The organism is Rhizobium beringeri, assembly GCF_004306515.1.
GTDB lineage: Bacteria > Pseudomonadota > Alphaproteobacteria > Rhizobiales > Rhizobiaceae > Rhizobium > Rhizobium beringeri.
Map to the genome: position 1 here is coordinate 211,362 of NZ_SILG01000006.1, position 19,046 is coordinate 230,407.

General features: G+C 61.0%; 16 protein-coding genes and 2 pseudogenes. 6 read left to right on the plus strand and 12 right to left on the minus strand.

Going from position 1 to position 19,046, the window contains the following annotated elements:
• Window positions 1-10: 10 nt before the first annotated feature.
• The 10 genes and pseudogenes from ELH03_RS35335 to ELH03_RS35380 form a co-directional block, all read right to left on the minus strand.
• Complete coding sequence (locus tag ELH03_RS35335; RefSeq protein WP_130767539.1) at window positions 11-493, minus strand: nucleoside deaminase; 483 nt, start codon at window positions 491-493, stop codon at window positions 11-13.
• Entirely contained in the window at window positions 483-2,171 is a 1,689-nt protein-coding gene (locus ELH03_RS35340) for a CocE/NonD family hydrolase (protein WP_130767540.1), read from the minus strand. The genes ELH03_RS35335 and ELH03_RS35340 overlap by 11 nt, the downstream gene beginning before the upstream one ends.
• Window positions 2,172-2,173: 2 nt before the next feature.
• Window positions 2,174-2,992, minus strand: coding sequence for a creatininase family protein (locus ELH03_RS35345; protein ID WP_128402213.1), 819 nt, complete (start codon window positions 2,990-2,992; stop codon window positions 2,174-2,176).
• Entirely contained in the window at window positions 2,989-4,503 is a 1,515-nt protein-coding gene (locus tag ELH03_RS35350) for an NAD(P)-binding domain-containing protein (RefSeq protein WP_130767541.1), read from the minus strand. The genes ELH03_RS35345 and ELH03_RS35350 overlap by 4 nt, the downstream gene beginning before the upstream one ends.
• Window positions 4,500-5,297: an ABC transporter permease gene (locus tag ELH03_RS35355; protein WP_128402211.1), complete on the minus strand. Its 798-nt coding sequence runs from the start codon at window positions 5,295-5,297 to the stop codon at window positions 4,500-4,502. The genes ELH03_RS35350 and ELH03_RS35355 overlap by 4 nt, the downstream gene beginning before the upstream one ends.
• Window positions 5,294-6,172, minus strand: a complete 879-nt coding sequence (locus ELH03_RS35360; RefSeq protein WP_128402210.1) for an ABC transporter permease — start codon at window positions 6,170-6,172, stop codon at window positions 5,294-5,296. Before ELH03_RS35360 ends, ELH03_RS35355 begins: the two co-directional genes overlap by 4 nt.
• A complete protein-coding gene (locus ELH03_RS35365; protein ID WP_128402209.1) occupies window positions 6,172-7,257 on the minus strand; it encodes an ABC transporter ATP-binding protein in 1,086 nt (361 codons plus the stop codon). The genes ELH03_RS35360 and ELH03_RS35365 overlap by 1 nt, the downstream gene beginning before the upstream one ends.
• A 2-nt stretch (window positions 7,258-7,259) precedes the next feature.
• Complete coding sequence (locus ELH03_RS35370; protein WP_233943377.1) at window positions 7,260-8,342, minus strand: ABC transporter substrate-binding protein; 1,083 nt, start codon at window positions 8,340-8,342, stop codon at window positions 7,260-7,262.
• Between the two features lie 137 nt (window positions 8,343-8,479).
• Window positions 8,480-9,577: a LysR family transcriptional regulator gene (locus ELH03_RS35375; RefSeq protein WP_245461692.1), complete on the minus strand. Its 1,098-nt coding sequence runs from the start codon at window positions 9,575-9,577 to the stop codon at window positions 8,480-8,482.
• A gap of 246 nt (window positions 9,578-9,823) precedes the next feature.
• Window positions 9,824-10,009: pseudogene (locus ELH03_RS35380) on the minus strand (short-chain dehydrogenase/reductase); the annotation flags it as partial.
• On the opposite strand from ELH03_RS35380, the pseudogene ELH03_RS38385 reads away from it, so the two are divergent.
• The 6 genes and pseudogenes from ELH03_RS38385 to ELH03_RS38905 form a co-directional block, all read left to right on the plus strand.
• Window positions 10,008-10,610 (plus strand): annotated as a pseudogene (locus tag ELH03_RS38385) (helix-turn-helix transcriptional regulator); the annotation flags it as partial. The pseudogenes ELH03_RS35380 and ELH03_RS38385 overlap by 2 nt on opposite strands.
• 205 nt (window positions 10,611-10,815) lie before the next feature.
• A complete protein-coding gene (locus tag ELH03_RS35390; RefSeq protein WP_130767542.1) occupies window positions 10,816-11,733 on the plus strand; it encodes a LysR family transcriptional regulator in 918 nt (305 codons plus the stop codon).
• A 315-nt stretch (window positions 11,734-12,048) separates the two neighbouring features.
• Complete coding sequence (locus ELH03_RS35395) at window positions 12,049-13,029, plus strand: MBL fold metallo-hydrolase (RefSeq protein WP_245504935.1); 981 nt, start codon at window positions 12,049-12,051, stop codon at window positions 13,027-13,029.
• 529 nt (window positions 13,030-13,558) lie between these two features.
• Window positions 13,559-15,520, plus strand: coding sequence for an elongation factor G (locus tag ELH03_RS35400; protein WP_128402207.1), 1,962 nt, complete (start codon window positions 13,559-13,561; stop codon window positions 15,518-15,520).
• Window positions 15,521-15,650: 130 nt separating this feature from the next.
• Window positions 15,651-15,833 carry a hypothetical protein gene (locus ELH03_RS35405; RefSeq protein WP_128402206.1) on the plus strand — a complete coding sequence of 61 codons (183 nt, stop codon included), beginning with the start codon at window positions 15,651-15,653 and terminating at the stop codon, window positions 15,831-15,833.
• A 377-nt stretch (window positions 15,834-16,210) separates the two neighbouring features.
• On the plus strand, window positions 16,211-16,303 hold the full coding sequence (locus ELH03_RS38905; protein ID WP_497006783.1) for an AAA family ATPase: 93 nt from the start codon (window positions 16,211-16,213) through the stop codon (window positions 16,301-16,303).
• A gap of 59 nt (window positions 16,304-16,362) precedes the next feature.
• On the opposite strand, the gene ELH03_RS35415 is transcribed toward ELH03_RS38905, so the two are convergent.
• Together ELH03_RS35415 and ELH03_RS35420 are read right to left on the minus strand one after the other, a co-directional pair.
• The gene (locus ELH03_RS35415) at window positions 16,363-17,667 is read right to left on the minus strand and encodes an LLM class flavin-dependent oxidoreductase (RefSeq protein WP_128402205.1); all 1,305 of its coding nucleotides are present in this window, start codon (window positions 17,665-17,667) and stop codon (window positions 16,363-16,365) included.
• Window positions 17,668-17,681: 14 nt separating this feature from the next.
• Window positions 17,682-19,040, minus strand: coding sequence for an MmgE/PrpD family protein (locus ELH03_RS35420; RefSeq protein WP_130767544.1), 1,359 nt, complete (start codon window positions 19,038-19,040; stop codon window positions 17,682-17,684).
• Between the last annotated feature and the right edge of the window lie 6 nt (window positions 19,041-19,046).

Genomic DNA, 19,046 nt, shown 5'->3' on the forward strand with positions numbered 1-19,046 from the left:
CCGCTTGCATTCACACCGTTGTTTGCCAGGCGTCCCGGTGAACAGCTTCCGCTTCCGTCTCCATCAAGGGTCCGATGACCTCGATGCTTTTCTGGTCCGCCGAAAACACATCGCGGCATGGCAAATCCATTGTCGGGTTGTCCGGGTGATCCCCTGTCATGGCCTTCAGCCTTTGTTCGGAAAGGCCATAGACGACCCGGCCGATACCGACCCAATAAATGGCGCCGGCGCACATGGCGCAGGGTTCCGCCGAGCTGTACAAGGTACACCGCGCCAGAAACGGCTCGCGATAGAGCTTCGAGGCACGCGTCGCCAACAGGCGCTCGGCATGGGCCGTTGCATCGAGGTCGGGGAAATATCCGTTTTCTTCCTCAAGAAGAATTTCACCGCCGGGACCGGCCAGAAGCGCGCCGAAGGGCATATTGCCATGCGCTGTGGCGCTGTGCGCAATCTCGAAGGTCAATCTGAGAAGGCTTTCGTGATCAGGGCTCATGCCCGTTCTCCTCTACCGTATGCGATTGGCTGTCTTTCGCATCGGCCTGCCGCATCACCGGCAATCGCAAGGTGGAGGGGTAACCATCGCCTGACCGCAGCACGAGGGTCGTGACCAGCCGATCCGTTACGGCCGCGTCCTGCGGGCGTGCGCCGGTGCCCGGATTGACGGGGAAAGCGGGAAACGACGCCGCCTGTATCGATAGACGCAGGCAATGCCCCGCCCGCACCGTTACGTGGACGGGCCGCAGCGCGAAGGAAACCGGCGATCCTGCGCCGTCGTCCTTTACGGTTTTATGTCCCAACGTCACGCTGATGGCGGCCCCATCAGAGGTGAGCATGCTCAAGGTGCAATCCAGGTCGAAACTCGGCCTGTCGGCGGTGACGAAGAGGTCCACTTTCGGGGCTCCGGTCAGCAGGAGCGGCCGGTCGAGCGGATCGGAGGTGTAGACCAACACGTCGGCCCTGTCGTCGATGGCGGCCCGGTCGGCAAAATCCGGCGGCGTGCCGAGATGCAGCCCGACGCTCGGGGCCGGCCGCCATGGATCGTGGACGAGATAATCGGCGCTCGCTAGCCCCGCCTTCTCGGCAAGCGTTCCATCGATGCTCGTCGCGGCCGCCCGGCCGCCCGATGAGAGATGAAGCACCAGCGTCTCGGCTGTGGGCAGGCTTTCGAAACCGGCCCAGGCCTTTTTGACGACATCGTAGAGCCGGACCTTCGGGTAAGGATTCTCGCGGCCTTTGAGCGCCTCGTCGAAGAATGCGACGATCTCGCGGTCGATGCCGTCTGCAGCGTCGGCTCCGGCATCCAATGCCCCGACCCGTCGTCCCCAGGGGATATGCGACCACGGTCCGATGGAGAGCCGCTGCAGATTGCGACTCGCGGAAAATGCCTCGAAGGCGGCGAAGGTGCCCTCAAGCATAATGTCGTTCCATCCGCCGACATGCAGGACGGGGACGTCGAGCGTCACGCCCTTAAGCAGCGATTGCGGCGACCTTGTCCGCCAATAGGACGGATCATCGGCAAGCCAGTCATGATAATGCGTGTATCGCGATGTCTGCTTCAACACGTCCGGCCGTGCCGAAACCGCGCCTGAATGCAGAGAAGGCAAAGCGGCATGCAACATATGGGCGGCATCGAGGTCGTCGGCCAGCCGAGCATTTTCGACGGCCATCTGACACGCCCACATCTGATTGGACTGCAGACGGAACCCGTCGCCCTCAAATGCCCAGTGATTGCGCACATCAAAAGCCGCCATGGCGATCGCCATCGCATCGGGCACTTTCCCGCCGGATTTTCGAGCGCCGGCAAGGGCCAGGAACTGGTTCATGCCGTGGTAGCTGAAGCCATAGCTTGCCACCATGCCGTTGCCGCCGGCAAGATCGGCCGCCAGCGCCAGCGTCTGCGCGCCGTCGGCAACATCATCCTCCAGAACCCTGAAAATGCCCTCTGAATCGCCCCGGCCGCGAACGTCCTGCACCAGCACGACATAACCATGCGCCGCATACCATGCGGGATGGGCCAGAACGACCGTCGAGGCGACCTTTCGCCCGTAGGGCAGGCGCATCACCAGAACGGGATAGCTCTCCGGGCCGACGGGACGATAGACGTCGGCGGCGAGATGAACGCCGTCCGCCATGCGCATCCGAAGAGTTTCGATGTCGCGGAGTGCCAGCATGCTTATCTCATGACCGAAAAGCGGGTTTCGGAGGTGAGCCTCGCCATGTCGAATTTGCGCGTCGCCTCGATGAGGCGCACCAAACCTGCCGCGGCCCGGTCAAGCACCAGCGCGCCTTTGACGGCGTCGGCATTGGCGGCATTTCCGCTAACGCCTGCGGGATGAAGGTCCTGCGCCTGCCAGCCAAAGCCGACCGCGCCTTCCGCCGTCAACGGGCTGCCGGACTGCTCGATGTCGACGGTCAGCGGCACGAAATCTTCGGCCTTGTCCATGGCGACCAGCTCCGGCGCGATGGCCAGCATCATGCTGGTTTCGATATCGCCGCCGTGAATGCCATGAACGATTTCCGCGGACGAAAACAGATCGTCGACCGGCGCGATCCTGAACCAGGAGCAGGCTACCGCCAGGATGGCAAGTTCGACACGGATATCGCGGCAGGTCATCTCCATCAGCGAGATCTGCCCGCCATGAGAATTGAACAGGATCATCTTTCGGACGCCGGCCCGCTTCACGCTTCTGGCCATATCGAGCCAGACGAGCCGCAGGGTTTGTGCCGATATGGTCAGCGTCCCCGGATAGGCGAGGTGCTCATCCGACTTGCCGACACCGAATGCCGGCAGGATGAGGACGTCCGCGTTTGCGTCAAGCAACGGCACCATCCGATCGATGATGGCGGCGTTGATGGCGGCATCAACCTGTACGGGAAGATGGGGGCCATGCTGCTCGACAGCCGCAATCGGCAGGATGACGACGGTCTCGCTCAGATCGCGGGACGCAAAATCCGCAGTCGAATAATCGGCCCAGTAAAGGGAATGCGTCATGCGCCACTCCGCATGGCCGGCTTGCCGGTATCTTGAGAGCTTGCCGATTGCCGATTGGCCTCGGCTATCATGATCTCGAAGTCGTCGGCGATCGGCAGATCCGGTGAGACGTAAGATGCCAGTTCCGGCAGGATGACCGCTTCCCGATCGAGCAGCAGCCGGCGCAGGACGCCGCGCACGAGCCGTGGAACGGCATGCTTGTGCCCACTGATCGACGTCGAGTGCGGACCGTGACTGACGAAACTGCTGCTGTTGAAGGCAAATACCCGGCTGACCCACGTCTCATCCGGATCTTTCGGGATGAACCCGTAGAACCCGTCGAGATAGGGAAACCGTGCCAGCCGGGCATCCGCGCGGCCGTCTTGCGGCGTGTAACGTTCGCCCCAAAGCGCGACCTTGTCATGAATGGTTTTGAGTTCAGGCCTGACGGCGAGATCGACATCCATCCCCGTTGCAAGCAGCAGGTGATCGAACTCCAGAATACCGTCCGGGGTGGTGACGCGGATCGCGTCTGTCTGTTGAGAGACCTCCAGCCATGGTGTTGCGGGACGAAGCTTGAAATTTTCAAGGAGCATTGCGGTCTCGAAACTGCGCACCGGCGGCGGCTGATCGACGCTGCGAAAGAACCGGGCGATATCCCAGCGTGTGGTCTCGGAAAGCTCAGGATAATGCGTCATCATGCCGGGCGTCTCGACCGCGCGGTGGGGATTCGTACGCGGCAGGCGCGCGCGCCGGAAGCAGAGATCGACGCAGGCAGCACCGGCTTCCAGCGCCTTGATCGCATTGTCGAACGCAGAGGCGCCATGGCCGAGCACGCCGACGCGCAATCCCTTCAAAGCGTCGAAATCGACGGGACCGTTCGTGTGATTGAATTTTTCGGGCGCCAGTGCTTCTGATACAAAGGGCGGCACCCGCCATGCGCCGGCGCCGTCATACCCGGTGGCCAGCACCACGGTTCGCGCCAGAGATTTTTCAATCCTGCCTCCGATGCGGGTCGTAACCGCGATCAGATCGCCCTCCGGCGCGACGTCCAGGACGTCGCAATGATTGGTGATGGCGATCTCGAAAACGTCGGCATACCAGTCGAGATAGGCCTTCCAGTCTGTTCGCGGAATGCGGGACAGATCCGTCCAGGCCTGCTGCCCATAGCGCGTTTCGAACCAGCGGCGGATGGAGAGATTGACGACGTTGAACTCGTTGCCGACCTGGGTCTTCGGGGTGCGCAATTCCTCCATGCGCGCAAAGGTCAGCCATGGCCCCTCAGCGCCCGGCGCGCCGCTGTCCAAGACGTGGATGCGCCGGAGCCCGTCCCACTTCAGGGCTGCCGCGATCGTGACGCCTGACTGGCCGCCACCGACGATGATCGCATCGGCGATATCAGCCGCGTCTGGTCTCGGCAGGTCGCTGAGCCATGCTGCGCTCGGGTAGCCGAGGGCGGCAAGATCGGCAAGCGCTGCCTGCTTCAGGTCGTCAAGCGTCACGGGCAGCGCATCGATTGGGGCAATCATCATAGGTCATCTCGTATATGGGCCATACGTCCGCGCAGGCGACGTCGGCGATTGATTTCGGTCATCGCCACGATCAGGGCCGTCAACACGAGGACGGCCACCTGCATGGCATTGAGGTCGGGCTTCAGCTCGCGCCGGAATTCCGATGCGACGATCAGCGACAGGGGCTGCGTGCGGCCGGCGAGGAACATGGAGATGGTCAGATCGGCCAGCGACAAGATGACCCCGATGGAATAGGCGGCACTCAGCGCGACGCTCAACTGTGGCAGCAGAACACGCCGGAAGCTCTGCCACGGGGTGGCGCCGAGATCCCGCGCCGCTTCTTCAAGCCGCGGGTCGAGCCGGACCATCACGGCGGCAAGGATTGTGGTGGTGAAGGGAATGACGACCAAAGTCTGCGCCAATATGAGCGCGGTTGCCCCGCGGCCCAATCCCACCCAGCTCATGAGCATGGCCTGCGCAATGGAAAGCACCGTCTTCGGCACCAGAAAGGGCACGAGGACCAGGATGGCGAATGCTGCCCTAAACTTCATGCGTGGCGACGTCACGGCCAATGCTGCCATCAGCCCGATCAGCGCGCCGAGCAGACCGACGGGCTGTGCAATCAGAAAACTGGTGACGAAGCCACCCAGAAACGCTTCGTTGCCGAAAAGATCGGCATACCAGGTGAAAGTAAATCCGCTCAACGGAAAGGCCATCGTGCTTGCGGCGTTGAAGGAAAAAATTCCAAGAACGACGATCGGCAGATAGAAGAAACACACGGCAAGACCGAGCGTGAGGATGACTAGGCGGTTCATCGTGCCCCCCGTCGAAAGACCGCGCGGGCGCCGTCGAACCGAAGCAGGATGGTCACAAACCCGGTGGCAAAGGCGAACAGGACGACAAGAAGGCTGAGCGACAGCGCGGAAGCCAGCGGCCAATCGAACGCCGTCCCGAACAGGTTGTCGATCATGGCCATCGGGGTCGCACCCGACGTGCCGCCCAAAAGGCTCGGCGTCATCATGTCGCCGGCGGCGAGTGCAAAGACCGTAAAGACGCCGACAGCCAGTCCGGGTGTGGTCAAAGGCAAGATGACCTTGAAGAACGCGTCTATCGGGCGAGCCCCGAGATCCCGTGCGGCTTCGATCAACCGTTTGTCGATCAATTCCGCCGAGATCCAGATGGCCAGCACCATGAAGGGCAGATTGTTGTAGAGAAGCACGAGATGCGTGGTGAACGGCGAAAACAGCAGGAATTTCACCGGCTCATCGATCACGCCAAACCATTTCAGAGCGGCGTTGACCAGTCCTTCGGAGCCAAGAACGACCCGCCAGGCATAAATCCGGACGATTTCGCCGGTGTAGAGTGGCGTCAAAAGGACGATGCTGCCGATGCCTTTCCAGAGAACGGGCAGCCGCGTCATCGAGACGGCGATCGGGTACCCGATCAAAGCCGCCAGTAAAGCCGTGCCCGCGCCCGAGACGACCGATTTGCCGATCAGAAAGGCGAAGACCGGATTGGCAAACATCTGCGCCCAACTCTGTCCGGAAAAGGCCGGAACGAGCGTGAAGGCATCGAGATCCACCTCAAAGACGCTGAAAACCACGAGCACGGCAAGCGGTAGAACGCATCCGAGGATTAAAATGCAGGCGACTGGCACCGCGAGCTGTGCCCGGTGAAAAACCGAAGCCATCAGTCGATCCTCGTGATGAAGGCGCGGTCCTGATCGACGACGAGCCCGACATTCGCTCCAGGCGAAAGCGGGTTATCCGCCATGAACCGCAAAATGACACCGTTAACCTCGGCCTCGACAAGGTAGCGATCTCCTTTGAACACCACATGCCGGATCGTCGCGTTCAGGCCATCGGTGCCAATACGGACATGCTCCGGCCGAATAGCGAGCACTGCCTTATCCCCTTTCGCCAATCCCTCCACTGCCGGGCATTGCACGATGCAGATGGCCGTATCGATCGCAGCCGATCCGGAGGCCCCGCCGCAATCGACGATTTCGCCTGGAATGAGTGCCGCCGCGCCGATGAAGTCAGCAACGAAAGCGTTGGCAGGACGGGCATAGATTGTCAGCGGCGCAGCCCTTTGAACAATGCGCCCCTTGTTCATGACAACCACGATGTCGGAGAGCGCAAAGGCCTCCTCCTGATCGTGCGTGACGTAGACGAAGGCAATACCGAGGCGACGCTGCAAATCCTTCAGTTCGATTTGCAAATGCCCGCGCATCTTTTTGTCCAGTGCAGACAAGGGTTCGTCGAGAAGCAGCAGATGCGGCTCGGCAATGATGGCGCGGGCCACCGCGACCCGCTGCTGCTGGCCGCCAGAGAGCTGGTGTGGATACCGATCGCCGAACTCCGCCATATGCACGGCGTCCAGAGCCCTTTTGACGCGCGCGGCCACGTCGACATTGCTGTGGCGCCGCAGTGTCAGCGAGAACGCGACATTTCCGAATACGGTGAGGTGCGGAAACAGCGCGTAGCTCTGGAATACGGTGTTGACCGGACGTCGCTCCGGCGGAACGCCGGAAAGCGACCGTCCGTCAAGCACGATCGATCCCGCGTCCGGCGTCTCGAAGCCGGCGATCATGCGCAAGATCGTGGTCTTGCCGCATCCGGAAGGGCCGAGAAAGGTAGTGAAAGCCCTTTCCGGAATATCGAGATCGACGCTATCGACAGCGCGGTCCCTGCCGTAATTCTTGGTCAGACCGCGCGCCGAAAGCAAAAGCCCGGATCTTGACGGATCGGCCGTCATGTCAGGCGTCGTCGTCATGATCAGCTTGCCTTGACTTCATTCCAGATCTTCAGCCACTCGGAATAATTCTCCGGGGCGACCGGCCACATGAACGACTTCATCACATCCATGTCGTCGACGAAGATCGCTTGCTGCTGCTCCTTCGACAATTCGTCGCGGATGATCGAGGATGTGGTCGCATAGTTGCCGATCTTAGCGATCTGGGTCGCGAATTCCGCCCCAAGCAGATAATCGATGAACTTGTAGCCGATCTCGCTCTTTTCCGCAGACAGCGTGGCCGGCATGGCAAAGCAGTCGCACCAGCCCATAATGCCGGCTTTCGGCTTGGCCATCCCCATCGCCAGCTTGTCTTTCAACGCATCATAGGGAACCCGCCACGAAAACGCGCAGGAAACCTCGCCGGTGGCAAACAGATTGGTGAGATCGCCGATCGTCTGCCAATAGGTGCGCAGCAGCGGCTTTTGCGCAACCAAAAGCTTCTTGGCTTCCGCCAACTCCTTGGTCTCCATGAGAAAGACCTTGTCGCGCGGCACGCCGGCGACCAGACCGGCGATGCCAATGGATTCCAACGCATAGTCGCGCATGGCGAGCTGGCCCTTGTATTTCTCGTTGAACAACGTCGTGTAGTCAGGTTCGCTGTCGAACTTGTCCTTTCGGTATACGATTGGATTGAGGCCCCAGAGATAGGGAACCGCGAACTGCTTGCCCGAGGCATCGAGAACCTTGGGCGTGGTCTTGAAGACGTCGTACATCTTGGCGGCGTTGGGGATCTTCGCCATGTCGATTTCTTCGAGCAGGCCTGCCTTGATATAGCGCCAGCTTCCATTCAGCGACGGATTGATCATGTCCCAGTCGGAAGCCGTGCCGGTTTTCAGCGCCGCGAACTGCGCGTCCTCGCTGGAGAGATAGGACAGCTTTACCTTGACGCCGGTCTGCGCCTCGAAGGCCGCAATGTATTCAGGATGCCCGTTGGAATCCCAGGTCGCCCAGACCATTTCGGAAACGGCAGCTTTGGCGCTGCTCAGTGAACCGAACATCCCCGCCGCCGCACCGGCGGCGATCCCTGCAAGCACTTCACGTCGGCTAACTCCTGAACCTGCCATCTTGCCCTCATCTGGTTGCGAGTGAACTGCGACCAGTGTCGTTTGTTTGGACAGGAAAGCCTATAACCGAACCCAAATAGACTATATTGCACTGCGCAAAAGCCGGGCGACCTCTACCGCGATCCCGCGAGATTGGTTTAAACGAAGACCGGCGCTCCGGCCCGCAGGAATGTGATCGGTACCGACTCCGTCGGATCGCAGACACGGACGCCGGCCGCAACCGACTTGATCATCTGCCGGAGCCAGACGTGATCGGGAGACTGGTGCTTGCACTCATGCCAGAGCATGTAGAACTGCATGTGTCCGAGTTCGCGCGGCGCCTCCAGAACGACCAGTGGAAAGGCCTGAGCGATTTGCTCGGCAAAAATCCGCCCCGTGGTGAACACGAGGTCCGATTGTGTCAACACGTAGGGCGTGATCGCATATTCTGGCACGGATACAGCGATGTTGCGCTTGAGCCCTAGTTCGATCAGCCGCCCGTCGATCGGGCTAAGGTGGGCCCGCTTGTCGGAAGTCGGAGAAAGATGCTTTTCCTTCAGGAACTCGCCCATCGAGATCGGTTCACGTTGACTTGCCAGTCTATGGTTCGGGCGGACGACGCAGACAATGTCGGTGGTTAACAGGGGAGACATCCGCAGATACTCCGGCGGATGCGGCCAATTACCGATGACCGCATCGATGGACCCGTCCGCAAGCTGGCTGATAAGATCATCATAGCTCGGCATGTGGGACGCATCGACGCCGACATTGGGTGCCTTTTGTGCAATTTTTCCGACCAGCTGAGGCAGAAACACGGCTCCGAGGCAATTGTCTGCGATGATGCGGAAGTTTCGCGTCGCATTGTCCGGGTCGAAGGTGGCGTGAGGCGATAGATGCGCGTCGATCTGGCCGAGAATGTCGCGCAACGTCTCTTTCAGGGCGAGACCTCGCTCCGTTGGTACCAGCGCGCCTCCGGACCTGACCAGAAGCGGATCGTCCAGCATTTCCCGCAGCCGTTTCAGCGTCAGGCTGACCGTCGGCTGGGCCTGCCCCAGAATGTCGGCGGTTTTCGAAACGCTGCATTCCGTCAGCAAGGTCAGGAGCGTGCGCATCAGACGCACATCCATCATCCCATTCGCCTGTCGCATCATGATCAGCTTCCCTTGTCGAACGGTGCAACAAGCTTGAGAAGAGGCATATTTCATGCCAGCCGGGAGCTCGCTGGTCATGCCTGCAATTACGGCGATCAAGAGCATCGAAAATTGTCGGGCAGAGGATCGCCCGATTTGGAAGTACTTCCGCACGGGGAATTTGCGCCCACTACCGTGTCGGGAGCTACTCCAATGTAAGTCATCACATCTGCTCCACGAGCCATGCGACCCCGTCGCCACGCGGATCGTGGGCGCCCGCAAGCGAGCCACTCTCTCGCCGGACAATGATGCCGGCCTGTCCTGCAAGAGGGCTTAGCCGGTCGATGGACGAAAGCACGTGGCCGCGTGCAGCGAGTCCCGCTCCGTTACGGCACGCCAGACGGCCTCGGCCACGTCTTCCGGCGTTGTGAATTCAGTGCCGGATCGCAGCGTCGTGAGATAGTCGTGGACGAACACGCTATAGGGCTCTGGAATATCCATGCCCATCCGGGCCACGGCATTTTTGCCGAACCCTGTGGTCGGCGCCGATCCCGGCAGTGTGCTGGTTCCGGAAATCTTCTCGTTCACGATGAGCAGTCTGCGGCAACCGCCGCGCGAGGCAATTGCACAGCGCCTTGAGACGAGCCCCGGTGTCTTCCGGCTCGAAGATCCTGACGCGCCGGTCGAGGTCGTCGCGATGTCCGGATGATCAACGACGAGACCAGCGCCGACCGGACCGCCCGCGCCATGGTGCTTCGCCGGTTGTTGGAGGTGCTGCTGATCGAGGCGCTCCGCTCGACGGGCGGAGCAGCGGCGCCTCCAGGGTTGCTGCGCGGCATGGCCGATCCGCTACTTGCGCCGACACTGCGCCGGATCCACGCGGATCCGGGTCGCAGCATGACGGTTGAAGCACTGGCGCAAGATGCCGCAATGTCACGATCGACCTTCTTCGATCGCCTCCGCAGAGAGGTCGGAGTGCCCCCTATGGAATACGCAACCGGCTGGCCACGTCCTGGCGAAGGAACTCCTTCGCAAGGACGTGGCCACGGCGGAGATTGCGCAACGCGTCGACTACGGCTCGGCGAGCGCTTTCAGCGTCGCCTTCACCCGCCATGTCGGGAAGCCACAGGGGGCCTATTCACGGGAAAGCACGGCAGCACAGAGCTGCCGCAAGAAACCGCACCGAGAACCGCGTACTGAAGAACTTCGGAATGAGGGCAGGCTCGCGCCAGTACATCTCGACGTAGCGCCGCGACGCTTTAGCACTGCCGTGGCCAGCTGGACCGGCTTTGACTTCGCCTTGGAAAAGCGCTGCCCAATCCGTTACTTTGGACATTGGTCGGATCAAAATCAGGACGTTGGACTTGGCACATCGTGTGGGTGATCTGGAAATCAATCTTTTGCTCGCGCTCGACGCGCTGCTGCGCGAAGAAAACGTCACGCATGCGGCCGCAAGGCTGAATATAACCCAATCTGCCTTGTCCGGTCGGTTGAACAAGCTTCGGCAGATCCTCAATGACCCGCTGTTTCTTCCGGCGTCGACTGGACGGGGCGTAACGGCGACGCCGCATGCCCTGGCAATGAAGCCGGAATTGGAGCAACTTCTCGAGCGCTTGAAGCAGTTCGCGCAGAAGGCCCATCTCTTCGATCCCGCATCGAGCGATCGCACATTCAGGATCGCAGCTTCGGACAATCCTGCGGCAATCCTCGCTCCCGACCTGCTTCCTCTTATTCATGATCGGGCGCCCGGCCTCAGGATCGCGTTCATCTTTCCCGACAGGAGCAGGATCGGCGAGCTGTTGGAGCATGGCGACCTCGATCTCTACATCGGCGCGCCGGATGATGCGCCCCAGGATCTGATTGGCCGCAGCCTGTTCGACGACGAACTGGTAACGGCCCAGCGGATCGGTCATCCCCGCGGAACCGGACCGTTGTCGCTCGACGAATTCTGTTCGCTCGACCATCTGTTGATTTCGTCAGACGGGGGTATGTTTTCGGGGATTATTGACGGAGCCCTGGCTGAGCACGGTCGAAGCCGCAGAGTGACGGTGTCCGTTCAAAGTTATGCGCTCGCTCCTCTCCTCGTGGCGACGACCGACTGCCTGTGCACGCTGCCGAGGCGGTTGCTCCAACGCTTCACCCACAGCCTTGACCTTTTCGAACCACCACTCGCCCTCGGCAGGTTCGCATTGAAATATTTCTGGCATCCGAAGATGGCGGCGGACCCCGCGCATGGCTGGCTGCGGTCCATGGTGGCTGAAGCGGCGCTTGACAAGGCCTGAGGCGGAATTCAGCCATCAGGCAAAGCAATAGGTCGCATGATCAATTGCGATTGGTCCTCGACGTCGGAGAATGGCACTTTTGGGACGGCCGCAAGAGTGGCCGCCGAGAGCTGGATCTCGCTTTAGACGTCGAGCCATCGACATCTTCGAGCGTCGTTCAGTTCAGCATCAGATGAGCGGTCGCAAGCCAGCTTGTTTTCTCGCCACTGACGCTTCCGGCCCGCAATCCAGGCCACTCGCTCACTCTTTGTCGCTCCGCGCCGACCATCTGTCCGGCGACGGATTTCAACGTCCAAAAAAGCAGGAATGAAAGACATGACAACTGCAAGAACCCTACTCTTCTCGACCGCCGTGGCCCTTCTGACCGCGGTTTCTGCACCCGCCTTCGCCGTCGACAACGCACCGGCGACGGCGAGATACCAGCAGGTCACCGACAGCTACTCCTTTCCTCTCGGTGATTTGCGGATCACAGCCCTTTCGGATGGCACCGTCCCGCAGGATCTCTATAAGCTCCTGATCGGAACATCCCACGCCCATACCGACGATCTCCTCGAAAAGGAATTCCTCGCAAACCCCGTCGAGGCATCGATCAACGCCTTTCTGATCCAGGACGGGACGCGCACCATCCTTGTCGACACCGGCTCCGGCGACCTCTTCGGACCGGGCGATGGCGGCAAGCTCCTCGACAGCCTTTCCGGCGTCGGCGTGAAGGCAGGTGACGTGACGGACGTTCTCATCACGCATATTCACACAGACCATACGGGCGGCCTGGTGCGCAACGGTCGACCCGCATTCCCCAACGCCACGGTCCATGTGGGCGCTCCGGACCTGAAATTCTTCCTTGATCCCTCCAATGCCCGGAAGGCAGGCTATGCGGATCAGTATTTCGACGAGGCGGCGAAGACGATTGGTGTCTATGAAAAGCTGGGGAAGGCGAAGACATTCGGCGACGGCGACACGATCTTGCCCGGCATCGCGACCTCCTTACATCCAGGCCACACGCCAGGCAGCGCCTTCTTCACCGTCACGAGCAAGGGCCGATCGATGACTTTCATCGGTGATGTGATCCATGTCGCAGCGGTCCAGTTTCCCGATCCGAATGTGACAATCGTCTACGACGTCAAGCCACAGGACGCCGCGTCCGTGCGCAAGGAAACCTTCTCAGATTTTGCCGCGCGTCGCGAACTCGTCGCCGCGCCGCATCTTCCCTTCCCTGGCATCGGCTACATTCGCGCTGAAGGCCAGGGCTCGTTCTCCTGGCATCCGGTCCAATATCGCAACCGCGCCGGCCAATAGAGCCTGACGAAACGTGCCGCCCCGGATTGGATTCAAAGGCTTGAGCCTTTGCCAGGCCAGTGAACCAACCGGGGCGGTGCGCCTTTCCGAACCTCCAGGTAATCCTCGGGCATTGGGGCGAGCTGGTGCTCTTCTATCTGGAGCGGCTTATCATGCTCGATCGGGTGTCGAAGCTTCAGCGGCTGGACGACGCGGCGCGCTAGGCCCATGGGGATGGCTATCCAGCCGTCTTGTCGGTCCTTCTCGAAGACCGTTTCGACGTTTCGGTCGCAAGATCGGACAGTGCGATCTCCGCCGTGGGGATTTCAGCGCTCACGCGGGAGCTACCGCCATGACTGATGCCCTCTTTGGCGCGTTCGTGTAGACGTCGATAATCGCAAATTCGTCAATGCGTTCTCAGCCACTGAATGGATCAGCCTCAAATGCAAGTCCAGGTCAAGCGTTGTGACACTGCCTCTGGCGCCTTGCAGCGGTTCAGGGCATCCTATGATGGCTGAAAATTGTGTTTATGGCAGTTGGAGGAAGGCCGATGCGCTGCTTCACCGTGCTTGGACCCTCGCAGACCGGAAAATCGACAGTCGTGGAAAAGCTCGGCTCCCTGGAGGGAACGCCGAGAAAATCCAGCTCCCCTTATGGATTGAACCTCACAGAATTCACCTTCGGAAACGAGGCGTGGTGTGCACTGGATGCGCCAGGACCCAACGAAGCGTTGGCGCATGCGCAGCACGCGCTTCTTGCCAGCGACGCCTGCATACTGTGCGTTTCATCGGCACCCGCGGAGGCTGTGCTCGCCGCGCCCTATCTGCGGATAGTCGAAGCCTCAGGGACGCCTTGCATCCTCTTCGTCAACCGGATGGACGAACCGCGAGGGCGGTTGAGGGACGTGATCGCCGCGCTTCAAGACTACGCCAACCACACGCTTTTGCTTCGCCAGATCCCGATTCGCGAGGGGGACAGGGTCATTGGCAGTTGCGATCTGATTTCGGAACGGGCGTGGCGATACCGGGAAGGCCAGACTTCGGCGCTGATCGCAATCCCCGATAGCACTGCCGAACGCGAGCACGAAGCGCGCACCGAGCTCCTGGAACACCTGTCTGAATTCGATGACTGGCTTCTCGAGGAGCTGATCGAGGACCGCGAGCCATCCAGTGATGCGCTCTATGCCATTTCATCACGGGTTCTAAGGGAAAACAGAATTATCCCGGTCCTGATCGGTGCTGCAATTCACGGCAACGGCATAACGAGGCTGATGAAGGCGCTGCGCCACGAGGCGCCGCCGGTAGGGGTTCTACGTCAGCGTCTCGCTCATACGGGAATTGTCGATGAAGGCAAGCTGGTGGCCGTGAGCTTCCATGCCTATCATCGCCAGAATGTCGGCAAGACGGTGCTCGTGCGCGCACTTGGCGAGGGACTGCGGCAAGGCGCATCACTGGGCGGCTCCAGCCTCGGCGCCGTACAAAATCTCGCAAACGGGCGGTCCAATTTGGCGGTTCTGCCTGCGCCGGGGGATGTCTTCGCGACGGTCAAGTCCGACCACCTGCCCATCCCTTCGATGTTGACCTCCGGCGCGGTGGTCGCCCCGCCTGAGTGGACGAAACCACCCACGCCGATGCTTGAAAGGATCCTAATTCCGGGCAGCGAGCGCGATGAAAACAAACTTTCCGAAACGCTGGCGAAACTTTCCGGGACGGATCGCGGTCTGGAAGTCTTGCAGGAGGAAGGCACGGGCGCTCAACTCGTCCGCGCCCAGGGGCCGGTGCATCTGCGTGATCTCTGCCGAACGCTGTCCGATGTCTTTCATATCTCCGTGACCGACCAAACGCCCAGCCCAATCTACCGCGAGACGATCACGAAACCATTGGAGGTTCATTACCGCCATCGCAAACAGACCGGCGGTGCCGGGCAATTCGCGGATGTGAAGTTGAGCATTCACCCCAACGAGCGCGGCCAGGGCTTCACCTTTGGCGAAACCATCAAGGGCGGCGCCGTTCCGCGCAATTACATCCCTGCCGTCGAAGCGGGCGCGCGCGAAGCGATGGAGAAAGGACCGCTAGGCTTCGAAGTCATCGATGTCGGCGTAACGCTGTTGGATGGTCAGCACCATACCGTCGACAGTTCGGAACACGCCTTCCGGACTGCGTCGAAAATGGGGGTGCGACAGGCGCTTTCCGAAGGATCGACCGTGTTGATGCAGCCGGTCTTCCGCTGCGAGTTCCACATCCCGTCGGTCTATTCAGGCAGCCTTGTCCAGATCGTCTCCACTCTCAACGGTCAGGTACTCGGTTTCGATCGTGATGAAACCGCCAAGGGATGGGACATCTTCCGGGCGCTCGTTCCGGGTGGCGCACTTAACGATCTGGCGCGGGCGCTGCGCTCGGCAACGCAGGGCATTGGTTATTTTTTTAAGACCTTCGATCACTTCGAGGAGCTATATGGCAAGGAAGCGGACGCGATTGTGAGGGCAAACGAGAAACCAGGTACCGCACACTGAAACGTTCACACCACTTCATGCTCGTAGAGCCGGGCTCACGCCCGCCCTTACGTGCCTGGAACGTCTGCAGTGGTAGTAGCACAGGCCCGCGGTTGGTGCTGGGTACTTGATCGGTTCGCCGATGGCAATCATGTGGAAGTCGACCACCAGTCTGCGGGCTCAAGTCGTTTGGCAAATCAACCGCGTTGCCGATTGCCAGCAGGTGAAATCTGCCGTCGGCTGGTCCGGTTGTCTCGATGCGTTTCGCTTGATCCCGTTGCTGCGTGAATTCGATTTCAAATCAGTATTTGCTCACCTGGTAATGCGTGCCTAAGGTTCGCTGCCTTTCAACTGCAATGCATTTCTTCCGTTTGTTAGAAGCTGGTCGGCTTGGCGGTGCGATGGAAATATACACAAATTTGCTTTCGCTTCCCTCCTGATCAGGTACCCCTCCGTTGAGGATCAGCCAGTTCAGTTCCGGTGACCGCCGCCAAAGCTTCAGCAGCGCCTGCGTGGCCTCTCGCCTACCTCATGCCGCAATCTGGCATGCCACCTGCTTTTGGTTTCTCGTTTCAATCAGCCGCCATGTGGATTTCAAGTGGTCACGCCTCGACTTTCAATCGGTCATGATCGTTGTTTCAAAACAGTCATCAAAGGAATGTAGCTATGGCGCTGTATCCAAGACTCGTTGAGCAACGTGTTGCCGACGCCATGTCAGACGCGCGAGTCGTACTGATCGTCGGTCCCCGACAATCAGGAAAAACAACGTTGGCCAAGAAGATGGCCAACAAGGGGATGGAGTAATACATGCTGGACAATGCGACGGCCCCAGGTTCGATTCCCTTCAAGGCGGTGGTTCACAACTAGACCGAGGGCAAAGCGGGCCTTGCAAGTCCGAGGTGGTCACGTAGCATCGACCCACTGTATTCGGTGCGGAACAGACCGCGCTCCTGCAGGATCGGCACCACTAGCTGTGTAAAGTCCTCCAGCCCCTCGGGGAAGAAGGGCGGCATGACGTTGAAGCCGTCGGCGGCACGTCCGTCGAACCATTCCTGCATGCGGTCGGCGATTTCGACCGGCGTACCGAGCATAATGTGGTGGCCACGACCGGCTGCGACGCGCAGTGCCAGCTGACGAATGGTCAGGTTCTCGCGCCTGGCAAGTGCCGTCAAGAGTTCGGCGCGGCTGCGCAACTGGTCTGAGATCGGCAGGTCCGGCAGCGGGCCGTCCGGATCATAATCGGTAAGGCTGTGGCCAATACGTTCTTCGAGCAGCGGCATGGCGCTCTTAAGGTCCGTCCACTGGTCCAGCTCGGCGAGCTTGTCGGCCGCTTCCTTGGCCGTACGGCCGATCACCGGCAGGAAGCCAGGCATGACCGCAACATCGTCGGCCTTGCGGCCTAACTTGACGACGCGCTCCTTCAGGCTCTTGTAGAAGGCCTGCGCTTCGGCGAGGCTCTGCTGGGCGGTGAAAACTACGTCGGCGGTCCGGGCGGCGAGATCCTGGCCGGGGCCGGAGGAACCTGCCTGGATCAGGATCGGATGGCCCTGCGGCGAGCGCGGGATGTTCAGCGGTCCCTTCACCGAATAAAATTTGCTCTTGTGGTCGAGCACATGGACCTTGGCGGGATCGGCGTAAACGCCGCTCTGCTTGTTCTTGATGAAGGCGTCGTCGTCCCAGCTATCCCACAGGCCCCGCACGACATCGACGAACTCTTCCGCCACGGCATAACGTTCGTCATGTTCCGGATGCGACTTGGAAAAGTTGTTGGCGGTGCGCGCGTAGGACGTGGTGACGATGTTCCAGGCGGCGCGCCCCTGGCTCAGGTGGTCGATCGAGGAAAAAGCGCGGGCGGTGTGATAGGGCTCGCCATAGGTCGTCGATGATGTCGCCGCCAGTCCGATCTTGTCCGTCACCAGCGCCAGTGCGGCAAGCAGCGTCAGCGGCTCGAAACGGGCGATTGTGGAAGGATGCGCATCAACGCCGCTGGTCAGGCCGTCGGCAAGAAAGACCATGTCGAACTTCGCCTTTTCAGCGATCTGTGAGACGCGGCGCAGCAGGTCGAAGTTTTCACTGCCCGCTTCCGCATGCGGATGCCGCCAGCCGGATACGTGATGGCCCGCTCCCTGCAGGAAGAGGCCAAGATGGATTTCTCTCTTACGGCTCATGGCGAAGTCTTTCTTCAATCGGCGTTTTGGATGACGTCCTGGCCAAGCAATGCCAGCAGCCGATGGAGATCGGCGGCGCTGCTCATCGAGCGGACGAGTGATGGAATGTCGGCAAAGGCCGGATTGCCTGCGGTCGCATCGCGGAATTTTTCGGTCGGATCAGTGAGGCCCGGAAGTCCGTCGAAGCGGCGGGTGACCGGGCTGCCGTCGCGGAGCGCAATATCGAGGATCACGAAGCGGGACTTGGGATCACTGGACATGCGCGGTGCGGTCTCGTCATGGCGACGGCCGGCGCGACTGGCCAGCGCCATCAGGTGCGGCTGCACCGGCCGGTCGTCGAAATGGTCGAGCCGCAGGGCACCGTCGATCAGCGCTGCGGAGAACACGTATTCCGGGCTGAACCGTGCCTCGATACCGTTTGTCGGTTTCGTAACCACCAGCGCCGCGTCGGCGCCCGGTGGGTAGGTGAAGGTGATGCTCTCGATCGTATCGGCCGCAACTCCCTCTCGATGCAGTTCGATGCCCAGCGTGGCGACCGGGTGGCTGGCTGTGCAGCAGGGATATGCTTTTAGCGTTAGTCCCGGCGAAGTGATCTGCCACGGCTGGCCCCAATTGTCGACGACCGCCCGGAGATGCTCCGCGCCGAACGCATAAGCGGAATGGAAGCCGACGGGATTGTCGAGGAAATCGGGAGCGCCACCGAAGCCTGCGGCGGCCAGCCTTGCCGAGAGCAGGCCGGAGCGTGCGGCCATGCCCGCATGGTAAGGGTTCGCGTCATAGCCGAATTGCAGGCGCAGGCCCGAGGATTGGGTCGCGGCCAGCCCCAGTGCGACCGCGGTCTCCTCAGCCGAAGCCTTCGCCAGATGCGCGATGGCCGCTGCGGCGCCAACCGTCCCGAGCGTCGCCGTGGCATGAAAGCCGTTTTCGTAATGCTTGGAGCCGATCGACAGGCCGAGCCGCGCCATAGCCTCGAGCCCGACCACATAGGAGGCGACCAGCGCGTCCGCGGTAAATTCGCGCTCGGCGGCAAGCGCCAGCAAGGCCGGGAGGATCACCGTGGTCGGATGGCCGCGCACGCTGGCATGGACATCGTCGTAGTCGAGGACATGGCCGGCATAGCCGTTGACGATGGCGGCAACCAGCGGATCGGTGCGGCGCTTGGCTCCGACCAGGATTGCTTCGCCCGGCAGATTGGCGCCGACGGCGTCGGCCAGGACGGCAGTGGTGCGACCGGCGGCGCCGGCGATCGTGCAGGCGAGGAAATCGACGATCGCCGTGCGGGCCGCTTCCATTGCGGCGGCATCGGTCGTCGGGTCCGAGACGACGATCGCCTCGGCAAAGGCATGGGTCAGGGGTGCGGCTGTCGTGGTCATGAAGAA